Source organism: Sphingopyxis sp. YR583, assembly GCF_900108295.1.
Taxonomy (GTDB): domain Bacteria; phylum Pseudomonadota; class Alphaproteobacteria; order Sphingomonadales; family Sphingomonadaceae; genus Sphingopyxis.
This window is the reverse complement of record NZ_FNWK01000002.1, coordinates 21,509-35,464: the sequence shown is the minus strand read 5'-3', so window position 1 is coordinate 35,464 and position 13,956 is coordinate 21,509. Positions and strand designations below refer to the sequence as shown.

15 protein-coding genes and 1 pseudogene are annotated in these 13,956 nt (G+C 58.9%); 12 read left to right on the top strand and 4 right to left on the bottom strand.

Features of this window, described 5'->3' with window-relative positions:
- Window positions 1-222: 222 nt before the first annotated feature.
- The 5 genes from BLW56_RS12165 to BLW56_RS12150 all read left to right on the top strand — a co-directional run bounded on the left by BLW56_RS12165 (window position 223) and on the right by BLW56_RS12150 (window position 4,695).
- Window positions 223-663: a hypothetical protein gene (locus BLW56_RS12165; protein WP_143043452.1), complete on the top strand. Its 441-nt coding sequence runs from the start codon at window positions 223-225 to the stop codon at window positions 661-663.
- 543 nt (window positions 664-1,206) lie between these two features.
- Window positions 1,207-1,947 carry a helix-turn-helix domain-containing protein gene (locus tag BLW56_RS12160; protein WP_177175955.1) on the top strand — a complete coding sequence of 247 codons (741 nt, stop codon included), beginning with the start codon at window positions 1,207-1,209 and terminating at the stop codon, window positions 1,945-1,947.
- 198 nt (window positions 1,948-2,145) lie between these two features.
- Window positions 2,146-2,277 carry a hypothetical protein gene (locus BLW56_RS20905; RefSeq protein ID WP_256203437.1) on the top strand — a complete coding sequence of 44 codons (132 nt, stop codon included), beginning with the start codon at window positions 2,146-2,148 and terminating at the stop codon, window positions 2,275-2,277.
- 552 nt (window positions 2,278-2,829) lie between these two features.
- Window positions 2,830-3,840 carry an acyltransferase family protein gene (locus BLW56_RS12155; protein ID WP_177175954.1) on the top strand — a complete coding sequence of 337 codons (1,011 nt, stop codon included), beginning with the start codon at window positions 2,830-2,832 and terminating at the stop codon, window positions 3,838-3,840.
- 237 nt (window positions 3,841-4,077) lie between these two features.
- A complete protein-coding gene (locus BLW56_RS12150; RefSeq protein ID WP_177175953.1) occupies window positions 4,078-4,695 on the top strand; it encodes an FkbM family methyltransferase in 618 nt (205 codons plus the stop codon).
- Between the two features lie 203 nt (window positions 4,696-4,898).
- On the opposite strand, the gene BLW56_RS12145 is transcribed toward BLW56_RS12150, so the two are convergent.
- Window positions 4,899-5,597 (bottom strand): helix-turn-helix domain-containing protein, encoded by a 699-nt coding sequence (locus BLW56_RS12145; RefSeq protein WP_093510979.1) that lies wholly within the window; start codon window positions 5,595-5,597, stop codon window positions 4,899-4,901.
- Window positions 5,598-6,040: 443 nt separating this feature from the next.
- Complete coding sequence (locus BLW56_RS20425) at window positions 6,041-6,295, bottom strand: hypothetical protein (protein ID WP_143043451.1); 255 nt, start codon at window positions 6,293-6,295, stop codon at window positions 6,041-6,043.
- A 529-nt stretch (window positions 6,296-6,824) separates the two neighbouring features.
- On the opposite strand from BLW56_RS20425, the gene BLW56_RS20420 reads away from it, so the two are divergent.
- From BLW56_RS20420 to BLW56_RS20895, 3 genes are all read left to right on the top strand, one after another.
- Complete coding sequence (locus tag BLW56_RS20420) at window positions 6,825-7,643, top strand: PEPxxWA-CTERM sorting domain-containing protein (RefSeq protein WP_256203436.1); 819 nt, start codon at window positions 6,825-6,827, stop codon at window positions 7,641-7,643.
- Window positions 7,628-8,299: a L,D-transpeptidase family protein gene (locus tag BLW56_RS20900; RefSeq protein ID WP_256203435.1), complete on the top strand. Its 672-nt coding sequence runs from the start codon at window positions 7,628-7,630 to the stop codon at window positions 8,297-8,299. The genes BLW56_RS20420 and BLW56_RS20900 overlap by 16 nt, the downstream gene beginning before the upstream one ends.
- Before the next feature lie 77 nt (window positions 8,300-8,376).
- Window positions 8,377-9,207 (top strand): CAP domain-containing protein, encoded by an 831-nt coding sequence (locus BLW56_RS20895; protein WP_093510975.1) that lies wholly within the window; start codon window positions 8,377-8,379, stop codon window positions 9,205-9,207.
- Between the two features lie 50 nt (window positions 9,208-9,257).
- Here BLW56_RS20895 and BLW56_RS20890 read toward each other — a convergent pair.
- Window positions 9,258-9,614, bottom strand: a pseudogene (locus BLW56_RS20890) (cell wall hydrolase); the annotation flags it as partial.
- On the opposite strand from BLW56_RS20890, the gene BLW56_RS20885 reads away from it, so the two are divergent.
- The 4 genes from BLW56_RS20885 to BLW56_RS12110 all read left to right on the top strand — a co-directional run bounded on the left by BLW56_RS20885 (window position 9,613) and on the right by BLW56_RS12110 (window position 12,601).
- Complete coding sequence (locus BLW56_RS20885) at window positions 9,613-9,747, top strand: hypothetical protein (protein WP_256203502.1); 135 nt, start codon at window positions 9,613-9,615, stop codon at window positions 9,745-9,747. The pseudogene BLW56_RS20890 and the gene BLW56_RS20885 sit on opposite strands and share 2 nt — an antisense overlap.
- A 389-nt stretch (window positions 9,748-10,136) precedes the next feature.
- On the top strand, window positions 10,137-11,048 hold the full coding sequence (gene xrtV, locus BLW56_RS12120) for an exosortase V (RefSeq protein ID WP_093510974.1): 912 nt from the start codon (window positions 10,137-10,139) through the stop codon (window positions 11,046-11,048).
- Window positions 11,041-11,754 carry an exosortase-associated protein EpsI, V-type gene (epsI, locus tag BLW56_RS12115; RefSeq protein WP_093510973.1) on the top strand — a complete coding sequence of 238 codons (714 nt, stop codon included), beginning with the start codon at window positions 11,041-11,043 and terminating at the stop codon, window positions 11,752-11,754. The genes xrtV and epsI overlap by 8 nt, the downstream gene beginning before the upstream one ends.
- 4 nt (window positions 11,755-11,758) lie before the next feature.
- Window positions 11,759-12,601 (top strand): SurA N-terminal domain-containing protein, encoded by an 843-nt coding sequence (locus tag BLW56_RS12110; protein WP_177175952.1) that lies wholly within the window; start codon window positions 11,759-11,761, stop codon window positions 12,599-12,601.
- Window positions 12,602-12,609: 8 nt separating this feature from the next.
- Here BLW56_RS12110 and BLW56_RS12105 read toward each other — a convergent pair whose 3' ends face one another.
- A complete protein-coding gene (locus BLW56_RS12105; protein ID WP_093510970.1) occupies window positions 12,610-13,956 on the bottom strand; it encodes a hypothetical protein in 1,347 nt (448 codons plus the stop codon).

Sequence of the window (13,956 nt, the reverse complement as noted above, 5' to 3'; positions counted from 1 at the left end):
GTCAAGACGGCAGACGCCTTCGATTTAACACCCGCAGAATGCAAGTGAGCTGCAAGCTTGGACATGGCGGTCTCCCATGAAAGCTCCGCGCAAACGCGCTGACACTAAGCTGCTCCGTTCCCCAGCACTGGGCATTGGATCGTCTAACGGGCACGCTATCGCTGAGCCCGCTCTCACTTCTTGAATAAATCGCCCTCCACCGAGACTTGATCTCGAAATATCATGGTTGATGCCCGTTTCGCCACAGTTAATGATGGCCAGACTCATAACCCGTCTTTGATTGAGAGCCGCATCGCGTCTCCGCACCATTTAACTCCCATGATAAGTCTGATTTTCGGCATCGCTTTTGCAGTCTTGCATTTGCTTGGAGCCGCGGATGCGGCCGTGATAATTGGCCTCTATCCCGAGCCTGCTCGACAGTTCTCACATTCAGCGGAAGAGGAAAACATGATGAGATCGGAATCCAATTTCTTCTGGTTACTGCTGCCCCTGATTTCGGGATGTGGCGCCACAGAATCTCCAAATGATCGGGTTCAAGAAAATGTCGTGGGAGCTGACCTCAAGCAGCATCAGCAGGACACCAGCACATCTACCACTACCGCGCAAAACAAAACGTCTGGGGAAAACGACGGCACCACCAGCGACCGGGCTAGACTCGATTAGCCCACCAGTTCGAACGTCCTTGCATTATTTGTGTTTTGCTTGCTCAGTCTCCGCAGACGCAGATGGCGGATGACATTTGTCTCTCTCGAACCCGCACTACGCAACCGCGGGTTGCTTTTCGGGATATTTATGTCGGCACGACGGCCGACGGTGATCACAACCCGATTGTCCCACTTCAGACAGCCTCCATTACATGTCCCTGTTTTCGGGTCCTATTCGCAAGAGTTTGGTATTTTCCCCCACATGAATGACAGGCTATCCGTCTGGGCCTTTTTGTGGCTTATTTGTTACGGGGTTCGGAGTCGCAGAAGAATGGATGGGAAGCATTTGGGCCATTAGCTGATCGAGGCAAACTATGGGTGGGGCCGGAACGAAGTGCAGCAGGAACGCCTGCGCTATGGGGTTGCATAAGACGCTACCTCGTTGCAACAATAGTCGACGCGTAACGGAATTGGGAGCTGGCCACCGACGACCACAAACGTGCTCACCCGGCCAAAAGACGGTCCGTAAGCACGAAACCGTTATCTCGAATTCTCCCATTGATTGGCCCGCGAGACAGAACCCTTTCTTTATCCGCCCTGCCTCGTCACCGGTGGCGGCCGCTGTTCAAGCATCGTCTACGAGGACACAAGTATGACCGTGCCCGCTTATATCATACAAAACGAAGATTCGCCGGACCAGCCTGGTGGCACGCGAATGCGGTTCGAGGGCGCCGTTCCGCGGGATGGCGAAGCCGAGGTCCTGGTACATAATATCTCCGAGCTGGGCCTTGTGCTGGAAGCCGATCACGATTTTGCCATCGGATTTCCTATTGAAGTCAAGCTGCCGCACAGCGGGGCCGCGAGAGCGCGCGTGGCCTGGAAGAGCGGAAAGTTGACCGGCTTCTCCTTCGACATGCCCATTTCCCGGGTATCGCTAGGCGCCAAAAGACTCCGCGACGCCGTCACCGACAATTTTGATATGGTCGATACCGCTCGCCACCTTGAAAGTTTCGGGATGCGCGTACAGCGGCTGCGGCTCGAACTTGGAATGTCGCAAGGCCAGTTGGCGAAGTTGATGGGCGTGAGCGATCCCGCCGTTTGCGGCTGGGAACTCAATCGAACCCGACCCAAACCCGGCCGAATGGAAGCGCTGGCGACAATATTGAAGGTCAGCCTAGCAGAGCTCTTGGGTCAGCAGGAACTTATGGCGACGCTGCCTGCTCAAATTGCAAGTGCGCGGGAAACTATCGCGAGAGCGGCGGGGGTAAGCGAGGACCGAGTGAAAATAACGATCGAGCTCTAACCCGAAGCGGGGGATTTTTGCCGGGCCCCCACCTGACCGGCAAGGCTCCCCAGCCTTTGGCGCCGGCCTTCTGGCCGGCGCCATTGATCTTCTTTAGACGCGCCCGGCGATCATCGCCTACCACTTGCTGTATTTGTTCACGGCGCTACTCCGAAAGTCCTATTGCGCATGCTGCTTCTCATATGGGGCCTAGACGTGGTGTCGCAGATCCTCATCGCGCGCTATGTCGAGGCCGCCCCGATTCTTCCGCCAGAATTGGCTGCGTCCATCGTGCGTCTCCTCGAAAAACCTCAAAAGGTTCTCTTCAGCGTCACCGTTTGGCTACCCTAACTGCTGCTCACCGAACGGGGCAATGTGACGTACCGATGGTGGAAGTCAGCCTGACCGACAACTTCGCCGGCCCGCGAGCTTTCAATGCTTCAGAGCGCCTCGAAAAGCGTTCCTGACGTTTCGGGACAATCCGGCTTCGCAGCGGAGACCGGCTATTATTTTGTAAATATGGCATAGCCGAACAATGCCCCGCCGAGATGACATCTCGACGGGGCAAAGATGCCTTTAGGGTCGCAGAAGGCACGCCGACGAATTACCGAAAAATCGTGAAAATCCGATGAATAGCTGCGCATTGCTATAAACATGTTGTTACGATCCGGATAACTAGGACGACATTCCCGACGCGCAGCTAGAATTGGGAGAAATGCAAATTCGGCTAGCCTCGTCGCCCTGAGCCCATAGAAAAGATGTACCGATACGATGCGATCAATTTTCGGTTAACACGCTGGACACTCTCCGCGATCCGCCTAGCGTCGAGGGGGTCAGCCATGGTGGGATATCCTGATGAGATCGAATGGGGGAGCGCAAAGGACAGGGCTACAGCATTTGCCAATGCTGGACGGTTGGCGCGCGCTCAGCATCACCCTCGTGATCCTCGGTCACCTCTTCCCTATCGGCCCGAGTGCATGGCAACTCAATGCGCCTGTAGCGGCAACGGGAATGGTGATGTTTTTCACCTTGTCCGGCTTCCTGATCACGCGCTTTTTGATCGAAGACGGCAATATCCGCCGTTTTCTGATCCGCCGGCTGCTGCGCATCGTCCCGCTGGGTTGGCTGGGCATGTTTCTCGTGTTCCTTGTTGATGGCGACGTCACGGCGGGCGAAGTCGCGGGAAATATGTTCTTCGTAGCCAATCTCCCGCCCGCCTCGCTGGTCGAGCCGGGGGAGCATTTCTGGAGTCTTTGCCTGGAGGTACAGTTCTACCTCTCCATTGCGCTACTCGTCGCGGTTGGCGGAAAGCGCGCACTCTTCGCCATACCTTTGATCTGCATCCTCATCACATGTGCCCGAATCTATTGGGGGCAGCCGATCACGATCGTGACATGGTTCCGCGGCGATGAGATACTAGCCGGTGCGACACTGGCCCTGATATATGAAGGATGGCTCGGTGAGCGAGCTCGCAAATTAATTTCACTGCCCAGCATTTACCTTCTGCTTCCGCTGCTATTTGCCAGCGCCGATATGCGGACGGGCTTTTTGCCTTATCTGCGCCCTTATCTATCGGCGTTGCTCATCGGCACGTCGCTCTATTACGCGCCGCGGTGGCTTCGCGGTCTCTCGGAGTGGAATCCCGTCACCTATGTCGCTCAGACATCTTACGCGCTTTACGTGTTCCACGGCATATTCGTGCACACTTGGCTCGGCACCGGGGACACCCTCATAAAATATGCGAAGCGTCCGCTATTGCTCGCCGCAACCTTTGCCTCGGCGCACTTGTCGACATTTTATTTTGAGCGGCGCTGGAACGCATTGGGACGCCGTCTCACGGCACCTCGCGAAGGCGCGCTGGCCAGTGGACACAGCGCCGCCGCTCCGGCGGATCGACGCACGAGGCTAAATTGACTGGCGCACAGCGCGCGCTGGTACCTGAGTGTGCAGTTGGACCAGCCTGATGCCAATTCATCAGAAGCCAAATGCAACTTTCCACGCCGGCCTCGCCCACCGACGGAGCCGCCTGTAATGGAACGCGGCTCGTGAAACTTCCCCTTTTTATCGGAGTGAGATGTCATGCGTAGCCTACTTAAACGAGTGTTGGGGATCGCTGCTCCGCCATTGCCAGAAATCGCCGCGTACGAAAGATTGAAAGCAAAAGGCTTCACCCCCGACCGGATCATCGACGTTGGTGCCTATGAAGGCGACTGGACGCGTCTCGTGCGCGGCGTGTTCGAAAGCTCGCCCGTTACAATGATAGAAGCCCAAGAGGGGAAAAAGGCCGCGCTCGAGGCGGTTTGCCGGAAACTTCCGGGCGTGACACTCGTGTCGGCCCTCCTCGGGCCAACCAGCGGATCGCTGGTCCCCTTTTACGAGATGGAGACAGGATCGTCGATACGCGCGGAGAACAGCAACGTCGCACGCCACGAGAAGCTGATGACGACGCAGACTTTGGATGAGGCGGGGGGACAGGACGGGAAGAGACTGTTCATCAAAATCGATGTTCAGGGCGCCGAACTCGACGTGCTGTCGGGCGGCCTGAAAATTCTTGAGCGCTGCGAGGTTGTGCAACTCGAAACCGCACTGCTTCCTTACAATGACGGCGCCCCGCAAATTGCCGAGGTTTTCGTCCAGATGGAAAAATGGGGCTTCTCACCGTATGATTTTGCGGGCTTCATCAGGCCGAACGGGATCGACCTGGTGCAAACCGACGTCATTTTCGTTCGCACTGCATCGGCGCTCCGCCCGTCGCACTTCACCTTTTAGCTGCGACGCGGGCCTGCAGGCTGAGCCCTCCAATCGAAAGGCAGCAGCCGACAGTTGGGCGCCCGGGCATTTCGCCCTAATATGCCCGCGACCGGCGTTCGCAGCATTCGGGTGCAATTCCATTCATCAGACCACTTGTTAGCGATCGCATTCGGCACAATGTAGAGGATAGGCGGCCGCCATTGCCGGAGGCCGCGACAGTGTCAAACCTCGATAAAGATGCGAACCCGATCCGCGTCGACCCCATTTGCCCGTGCGATGAGATCCCGGCCCGCGCTGATCATTTCTTGAGATGGTTCGGTGGATATGTCGACGAGCAATTGCGACACCGGCACGCCCAGCAAATCAGCCAGTATGCCCATCCGGTCATGCTTCGGGCGCGCGCGCCCGTTTTCCCAACCCGATACCGACGGCGCACTGACGCCAAGAGCCAGAGCGATGTCGGCTTGGCTCAGCTTCTTTTTGATGCGCAATCTTTTCAGATTCGGGCCAAAGCGCGGATCGGCCACACCATCGCGCACCGATCTCTCAACGGCAGGCGGCGCCTCCGTCCTTCCGTCCACGGCTGCTCCGCCAACGGTTGTGCTTTGCAACTGGGCGGCGCTGAGAGCGGCGGGCGAAATCGGCGTCTCAAACTGGCACCCGTACAGGCTCTCGCTGGACCAGATCACGCGCGTCACGACGGTGCCGGCCTGCGGCAGGTGAACGTCAAACTGGTCGTCGACAGTCATTTCTGCGCTGCATTCGATCAGCATCCCCGACAGCGAGATATTGTGAATTTTAACATCGATTACCGCGTCCGAGGCATCGGTTCCGCGCACCTCGAGCTGCAGTTGACGCCGCGCAGACTGGCGTTTGGACGCACCCTCGATCGGCGGTCGCAGATATGCTGAAATTACCATAATGTTATTATTCGCGGCACCGAGTTAACAACTACTTATCACGAGAATCGCATCATGATCTCAAATAGTTGGCAGATGCTCCTGCGCGTTCCAACGCCCCGTGTCTAGCGGTCAAAGCCCTGCTTGCACCGAGTTTCGACGAACCGGGGCTGGCGAAAGACGGCCGCCCTCCACACGCAGCACCATGACAAATTCAACACTCCATCCCCATGCTTATCCGGCCAGGCATGTTAGAATATCCTGCGCCAATTCTGAGGCGCACCCCGCTGCCCACGAAGTCGAGGCCTGGCTCGACGAAAGCGTCTAGCTAAGCGTTCGGGTTCTGCCGCTATCGCAGCCAATATCGTCAGAAGCTGATGCGGCCCGAATTGAGATCTTATCGGAGAAATGCAAAACGCCGCGCCGTCTTCGGCGCGGCTTTCCGCAGCGCGACCCGCGGGAACTCAGACGATAGAAACTCGCTGCACGGACGCACGCCGATACAAAACACCCTTGGCGCGTAAACTGATCGCCAACATGTTTGAAGAGGATGGTAGCGGATCGCCGGCGAGGAAAATGTCCGTACCCGGACCTTCCGCCAGCAAGACGAAGACGTAGCTTGCGCTGGCAGCGGATACGCCGGTCTCGTAGACGAGAATTGGAGCGCCGGCTGCGGAAGCGAAAAGCAAAGCGACACAGGAAAAAAGAAGCTTGTTCATAAATCCGGCCAGCCCCCGGATTTATACGTGCCTTATGCGCAGTGCGTCTTGCATTTAGCTATCCCTGCAATCCCGAACAGTTAATATGACCCATTTTCCGGAACGAGCCGGAGCGTTCCTGCGATCCCCGAAGGACGCCTGTAAACCGATCGACGGTGGCGTCGCCCAAGGCCGGACAGTATCGACCGATTGAACCATATTAGCGCACGGCAAGCCATGCTCCTTCCTCACCCGGTCCCTATAGAACTAACGCGGCGCAAGAATTCGGCCAATGCGTCGACATTACGCCTCGTTTCTGAGCCCGAACCAACCGCGCGCGATTTCCGCAGTGTTTTACCGAGTCGCTGAGACGAGAACTCCAAGCGCTTGGGATAATATGTAATTTTCCAAACTAATATTTTACATATTCGGCTGCCGGGTTCGATCCGTCTCGTTCGGGATGACCTCTCTTGATACGACCGCGATGCTGCCGGTCTGTGCAACAATACGGCCCGAAGCCTATCGAATGCTATTATGTAACCGTATATTTTTGAACGATTATCTACAAATTCCCGACTTGCAAGTTCGCATCGCCCTCGGCAATCGAAGAGTGCTGCCAGTGGATCCGTTGTACCTCAGCGGGACATTAGCCACGTTTCCAACGAAACAAAAATCTTCACTAAATGTAATCTTTGCGGTAGCCAGAGGTGTGACCGTTATAAAAACCTTTCTGGGCTCGAGGATGCGCGTGGGGGCGACGGCAGTCGCTCTGCTTCTGCTCGCGACCATGTCGATGACCATCCCCGCCTTGAGCGGCGACGGCGGAACTCTGCTTGCCCAGACAACCGACGCGCTCGATCGCTTCGTCGGACGGTCGCCCGGCGAGCGCAGTGAGACCGATCTTTTGAAGGGCAAGGTTCGCAAAGGCCCGTCGGTCGCCGACCGTCTTTTTGGACGCCGAGTAAATGCAGGCGGTCCCGACCAGCGCGCATTGGGAAAAATCTTCGACACTCCGCCCGAGGACTCGGTGAAGGAACTGACTGCTGGTCCTCCCGCGCCGACGGACGTGACTTCGCCGCCGGGCTCGGGCTTGTTACCGCTTGGTGAGATCGGGAGCCCGACTGCCATTCCGGACCCTGTTTCCGGATTCCCTGGTGGCATCGGCACGGTAGTTCCTCCGGGGACGACGGCGGTTACTCCCGGCAACCCGACAACGCCGGGCGAACAAACTCCGGTTCCGGCCGTTCCCGAGCCGCAAACCTGGGCCTTGATGCTGCTCGGCTTCGGCCTTTGCGGCGCCCTTCTCCGCCGCCGCCGCGAAGTTTCCCCCGCGGGGTTTTCGGGCGCCGCACGATGCGGCGCGGCCTGATTGCAGCGCTGCTGATTGCCCTGGCTGCGATCGGCGGAGTTATCATCGGGAACAACACGATAGCCGATCCCGCGGCGCCCCAGCCTCCCGTTACCATCGCCACTGAACGGGCCAATTCGCCATTCATTGAGAATGGCAGAGAGACTCTCACATCAGCTCAACTTTTGACCGCAACGCGGGCCGGCGTTCTCCCTTCTGGAACAAAGTCGCTTTTGGCGACGACGGGCAGGATGCGGCATGGGGAATATAAATGGGACGAAAAAGGCGTCGCACCGGGCAAGGTCACCATTTGGGTGGATTTGCGGACCCAGCTCATCTCGGTCTTTCGCGGTGGGCACGAGATCGGAACGTCGGTGATCGTCTATGGGGCCGACACGATGCAATCGCCCATCGGCATCTTTCCCATCCTCTCAAAGCACCGCGACTATCACTCCCGCACATATGACGCGCCCATGCCATATTCGCTGTTCATCACAAACACGGGCGTCGCCTTGCACGGTAGCCCGATGTCGAGCCGGCGCGCCACCCACGGCTGCATAGGCCTACCGGTGGATTTCGCGCGGCTTCTGTTCGCGGCGGCAAATCAGGGCGACGAAGTTCAGATTACGCGATCGAACGCCAATCCGCTGCGAGCGAGCCGCCGCGAAGCTCGCTAACGCCGAATTAACCAAAGCTTGCGACGTTGTTTTAGGACGCGTCGACGTAGCGTCCCCAAGTTTCTTGGGGATTTGGCATGCAACGGCTCATCAAGACGGCGGGCAAAATTGCGTTTCTTGCAGCGGCTGCCGCACTTCTGACGGGTGCGCAGACGAGGCTTGGCGGCCTGAACGACCGGCTTCTTGCGAGCCACAACCGCGAACGCGCGCTCGCTGGTGTTCCTGCGCTTCGCTGGAATGATGAGCTGGCCGGCCGGGCACAGGCTTGGGCCGATCATCTCTCGAAAACCGGAAAATTCGAACATTCACCCAATATCCCGGGTCGTCCGCTCGAGGGCGAGAATATCTGGGGTGGAACGAGCGGCGCGTTCATGCCCGAATCCATGGTCGAATTATGGATCGACGAGAAGAAGGATTTCATCCCCGGCGTATTTCCGGCGAACAGCCGCACTGGCCGCCCTCAGGACGTCTCGCATTACACCCAGTTGATCTGGGGCCGTTCAGGAGAGGTCGGTTGCGGGCTCAGCCGCCTCGGTGCCGAGGAAATCCTCGTTTGCCGCTATAGCGAGCCCGGCAATGTGAAGGGCCGCGACCCATTCGGCCGTCCGTGGAGCAAAAATTTCGCCTCCGCCGAAACAGGTCAATCAACCTTCAGAGACCCTTTAGCCAGATCGGCCGCGGGCTTCTCGGCCGTTTCATCGGCCCTGATAGAAGGGGTGACTGCCGGCCCAGAAAGCGGGGTCGCCTCGCCTCTTGTTAAAGCCCCTCGCCCCTCGTCGGCAATTATTCGCGATGCCGGCAGAGTGACGTCAGAATATGGGAGAGGTTCCACGGGGTTCATTCCCAAGTCGGTCATTCCGGCCATCTGCGGCTGGTCGGCGAGCAACTGTTCCTGGCTGACTGACTGAGCGAACGCGGCGCGGCGCCCCCAGGACCCCGACCATCGGTAGAAGATATGATGGTCGACCTGTGCGATTTTCGCGAGCGAGGAAGCCCAATAAGGCACGACATAATCGGCATGATAATGGGTCGCCATGCCTACGCTCGGCTCTACATATCCCGACAGGGCGGCTAGCGCCACGCGGCGTGCCGCCTCCCAGCCAGCGCGCGATGGCTTCCGCGCCAGACTCCCGTCGCAGGTGAAAGTGAACTGGCAACCGGTCTTTCGTTCGGCCCCCTGATATACGACCCCGCAGATACTGTTCGGGAAGGCTGGATGGCGCGCCCGGTTGAGGATAACCTGCGCGACACCTCGCTTGCCCGTCTCGGATTCCTGCGCGGCCTCATAATAGATCGCCGCTGTCAGGCAATCCATGGCCGAACGGCGTCCGACGAACGCCGATGCGCTCAACGGCACGACGAGCGGCAAGGCCCGTTCGATCGGCGCAGTGGAAAATGGCAAGGTCGCATTTTCCGCTATGGCGTCGTCGGGCGCGAGAGGCTTGTAGATTTGGGGAGGTGGCGCCGGGGGCGTAGCATTCGCAACCGCGGCGGCCCTGCGCTGCGCATCCGCCGGGGCCATGCCATCTGGTCCGATACCATCTGCGAACCACCACCAGGAGGCTGCGGCGATGACGGAAGCTAAGAGGAGCAATCCGCCTACGATCCCAGCCCGCCGGCGATCGCGCCAGCGTTTCAATATCACCTTTTGCATCGTTTGCGCTTTACCATCGAATATAGTGATACGCTGCTAAGTGAAAGCATACGCCGGGTCCATAGGGGCAACGCGCACCGAAACTGGCTTATGTCCCGTCGCGATACGGTTTATGCGGATACAGGCGTTGGCACATCTCGCCAATTGCTCTATCGCAAGGTCGAAACTGAAGTCAGGTAAGTAATGGCTACTGCCGCCGACATAGAAGCTCGACCGGGTCTTTCAGGTCCCTTTGCGCGAAACCTTTCGGCCGGGACGATCGCGCTCGCGCTCGGTGCCCTGATTTTCTCCATCCCCACGATGTTGTTCGTCGTACGCCAGTCGTGGACGGGTGAAGAGGGCGCCCACGGCCCTATCGTCCTGGTGACGGGCCTCTGGCTCCTTTATCGGCGTTGGAAAGAGATTTCGCATCTCGCCGCGCCCGCCGCGTCGGCGCCTGTCTGGATCATGCTCGCCGTTTTGATCCCGATGCAGATTTTTACCCGGATCACACAGATCGTCGAGATCGAAGGTTATCTCATGTACGCGATCCTGCTCGTGATCCTTTACAGCTTGGTCGGCCTCGAGGCGATCAAGAAGCTCTGGTTCCCTCTCTTCTATCTCGCCTTCATTTTCCCACCTCCTGAAACTGTCGTGGCGTTCGTAACCGTTCCCATGAAGATCTGGCTGTCCGAGGCAGCGATATGGTTCCTCGACATGTTCGGATATCCGATCGGCGGCGAAGGCGTGCGCATATTCATCGGACAATATGAGCTTCTGGTGGCAGCGGCCTGCTCGGGCATAAACTCCATTATCTCGCTTTCCGCGATTTCGCTCTTCTATATTTACATGCGGCATCAGGCTCACTGGCAGTATGCGCTGTTGCTTGTCCTCCTGATCGTTCCCGTCGCATTGGTGGCGAACTTCTTCCGCGTACTCATCCTCATCCTTCTGACCTATCATGCGGGCGAAGCGGCGGCGCAGGGCTTCCTGCACAACTTCGCTGGCATTTTGATGTTCGCGATCGCTCTGGTGACGATTTTCGCGCTCGATATCATCCTGAAGCCGCTGTGGGATCGTTACATTGGCACAACAACGGAGCCTTCCCATGGCTGATCATGGGGAATCTCGCAAAATCGCCAATCTCGCCGTCTCCCGGCGCAACATGCTTTTGGGCGCGGTTCTTGGCGGCGCATCGGCGATAGCATTCTTTCGTCAGCCGGCCATCGCCAACCCGGTCGTTGCGGAGAAAGTCTTCGAGAGCTGGGTTCCCGAGCACTTTGGCAGTTGGAAGTCGGTATCGCAAAGCGGTGTCGTGCTTCCACCTCCCGACACGCTTCGCGATCGCCTCTACGACAATCTCGTCACCCGTGTTTATACAGCGGCGGATCGGCCGCCGGTGATGCTGCTACTGGCGTATAACAATGCGCAGGATGGCGTCCTACAGGTACACCGTCCGGAATTTTGCTATCCCGTCGGAGGATTTGTGCTCAGCGACACCCGCGACATCATGCTCGAGGTGCGCGGCAAGGACGTTCCCGCGAACTTCTTTACGGCGACGGCACCGAACCGTGTGGAGCAAGTGGCCTATTTCACGCGCCTCGGCGCATCCTATCCACGCAAGTGGAGCGAGCAGCGAGCTGCCGTTATTCGCGCCAATCTTGCGGGCGATATTCCCGATGGGATGATGATGCGCGTCTCGGCGCTTGGTATCGACCGGCAGGAAGCGCAGCCATTGCTCGCCGGCTTCTCCCGTGAATTCATCGAACACTCAAACCCTCGAATGCAGCGCCTGCTGCTCGGACCAGATTCGAAAGGATAAGGCATTGAACCGCACTATCAGCATTGCATTGACCCTTGCGACCCTCTCGGTGGCGGGATGCGGAAAAGAAGCGACGGGCCAAGTCGCGGCGGTCGTCAATGGCGAAGAGATCACGTTGCAGGAAATCAACGCGGAGCTTGGCAGTACGGCCATTCCCGACGGCGTTGACAAGAAGGCCGTGCAACAGGCCGCGCTCCAGCGGATCGTCGAGCGCCGGTTGCTCGCGCAGGCTGCGCGCGATGACGAGCTCGACAAGACGCCGGATTATCTTTTACGCGAACGCCAGCTGCGCGATGCGCTCCTCGTCCAACTTATGGGACAGCGTGCCGAGCGCTCTCTCAAGGTGCCCGAGCAGCAGGAAATCGACAAATTCATTGCGGACAATCCCGTCATGTTCGGCAATCGCAAGCAGCTCATGGTCGACCGCATTCAGTTCGCGCTGCCCAAGAATCCGGATCAGCTGAAGGCGCTCGAGGATGATCATTCGATGGATGCGGTCGCGGCGCGACTTCAGCAGATGGGTATCGAGTTCCGCCGCGACAATACGCAAGTGGATTCCGCGGCACTCGGCCAGCAACGCCTTCAGCAGATCCAAGCCCTGCCGGCCGGCGAACCGTTCGTGATTCCGGAAAATGGCGTTGTGACCGTCGGCGTTATAACCGGCGAACGCGCCGAACCGGTTTCGCCGGCCAACGCGAGACCGATCGCGGTCCAGGCTATTCGCAACAAGCAGCTTACCGATACGATCCAGCAGCGGCTGAAGCAGAGCCGGGCCGCAGCGGAGATCGAATATCAACCGGGGTTTGCCCCTGCGGCCAATTCCCCGGCTTCAGCCTCCAAAAAATAACGCCCGGATCAAGCGCGGCGTTTGGCACGGACCTTTTCGCTCGCCCGGACGGTCATCAAACTCCGCTGGCCATTGCGTGTTGCCGCGGCCGCGCCTGCGGCCAGTATCGCCGGGTAGAAGAGGAAGCTGTTGAGCAGCGCGTCGCCGGCAAACAGCATGAGCAATGTGGCAAAAAGCCTTTCGGGGGCGCTGCCCAAGGCCGCCCTCGCCATATGGCGAAAAACGGCGGCGATTATCGACGCGGTTAGACAGGCAAAGCCCACAAGACCGAATTGACCGAGTAGCAGCAGGGGTAGCCCCCAGGGGCGGCTGTGTGCCGGCTCGAACCAGTCCCAGCGCGCATGGCCGACAATCCAATTCTCCCTGATGATCGGTATTGTCTTGAGGTCCTGACCGATGCGCCAGGGAAGCGACTGGCGGCCAAGTGCGCGAAAAGCATCTTGCGCCGCCTGGCCCGCGACCGTCCTGTCCGCCAGAGACCGCAACGGCATGGCGCCGCTTACATGGAGGGCGCCAAGACCAAGCGATGCAGCGATTCCAAGCGGAAGAATAATCTTTGCCAGGTTCGGAATACCGGGGACGATGAGTATCGCACCGCACGCCGCGAGCAGGATGATCGCGCCAACCGACTGCGACATCAGCGTCATAAGGCAAAGGAGCGTCGCCACGACGGACCAATTGAGCCGCCCCTTCCCTGCCCACTCTTCGCGCAGCCGCCAGCAAGCCGCCAGGGTCGCCCCGGCGCACCATATCCCATATTGATTGCCGTGCTCGAACAAGCCCTGAGGCCGGAACCCCGCATATCGCATCATGCCGTCGAATGTGAACGGGTGCACACCCAAAAGCGCGCTGTGCAGCCGCCAGCTCGTCACGCCCTCGATCACGGCTATGGGAACGAGCGCCAGCGATAGATAAGCAAGCGCCCCTGCAAAACGGACCGCATCGTTGAGGTCGCGCAGATAGAGCTTGGCGATCAGCCAGGGCAAGCCCCATACTCCAGCGAGATATACGGCGCTTGCAAGACCGGCGGGATCGGCAGGCCCCGTGAAGAACGCCTGCCCCAAAGGCCAGGCGCAAAAGAGGAGGATGGGGATATCGATCGGGACAAACCGCAGCTCGCGCCATCGGCCGCGGTCGAAGATCAGCGAGCAGAGAGTTGCGATGGCCGGCGCCGTCCACGCCTTGGCGAATAGGATGTCGGAGGGAAGAGCTCCGCCGACGATCCAGTAGGGCAGGACGCGCGGGTCGCCGGGATCGACGTAATTTCCGGGCGGAAGCAGGAGCCAGCCGCCGAAGATGACGATCCAGATCGCCACGTCCCGGCGGACGAACCGGAACAGGCAGAGCGCAGCCAA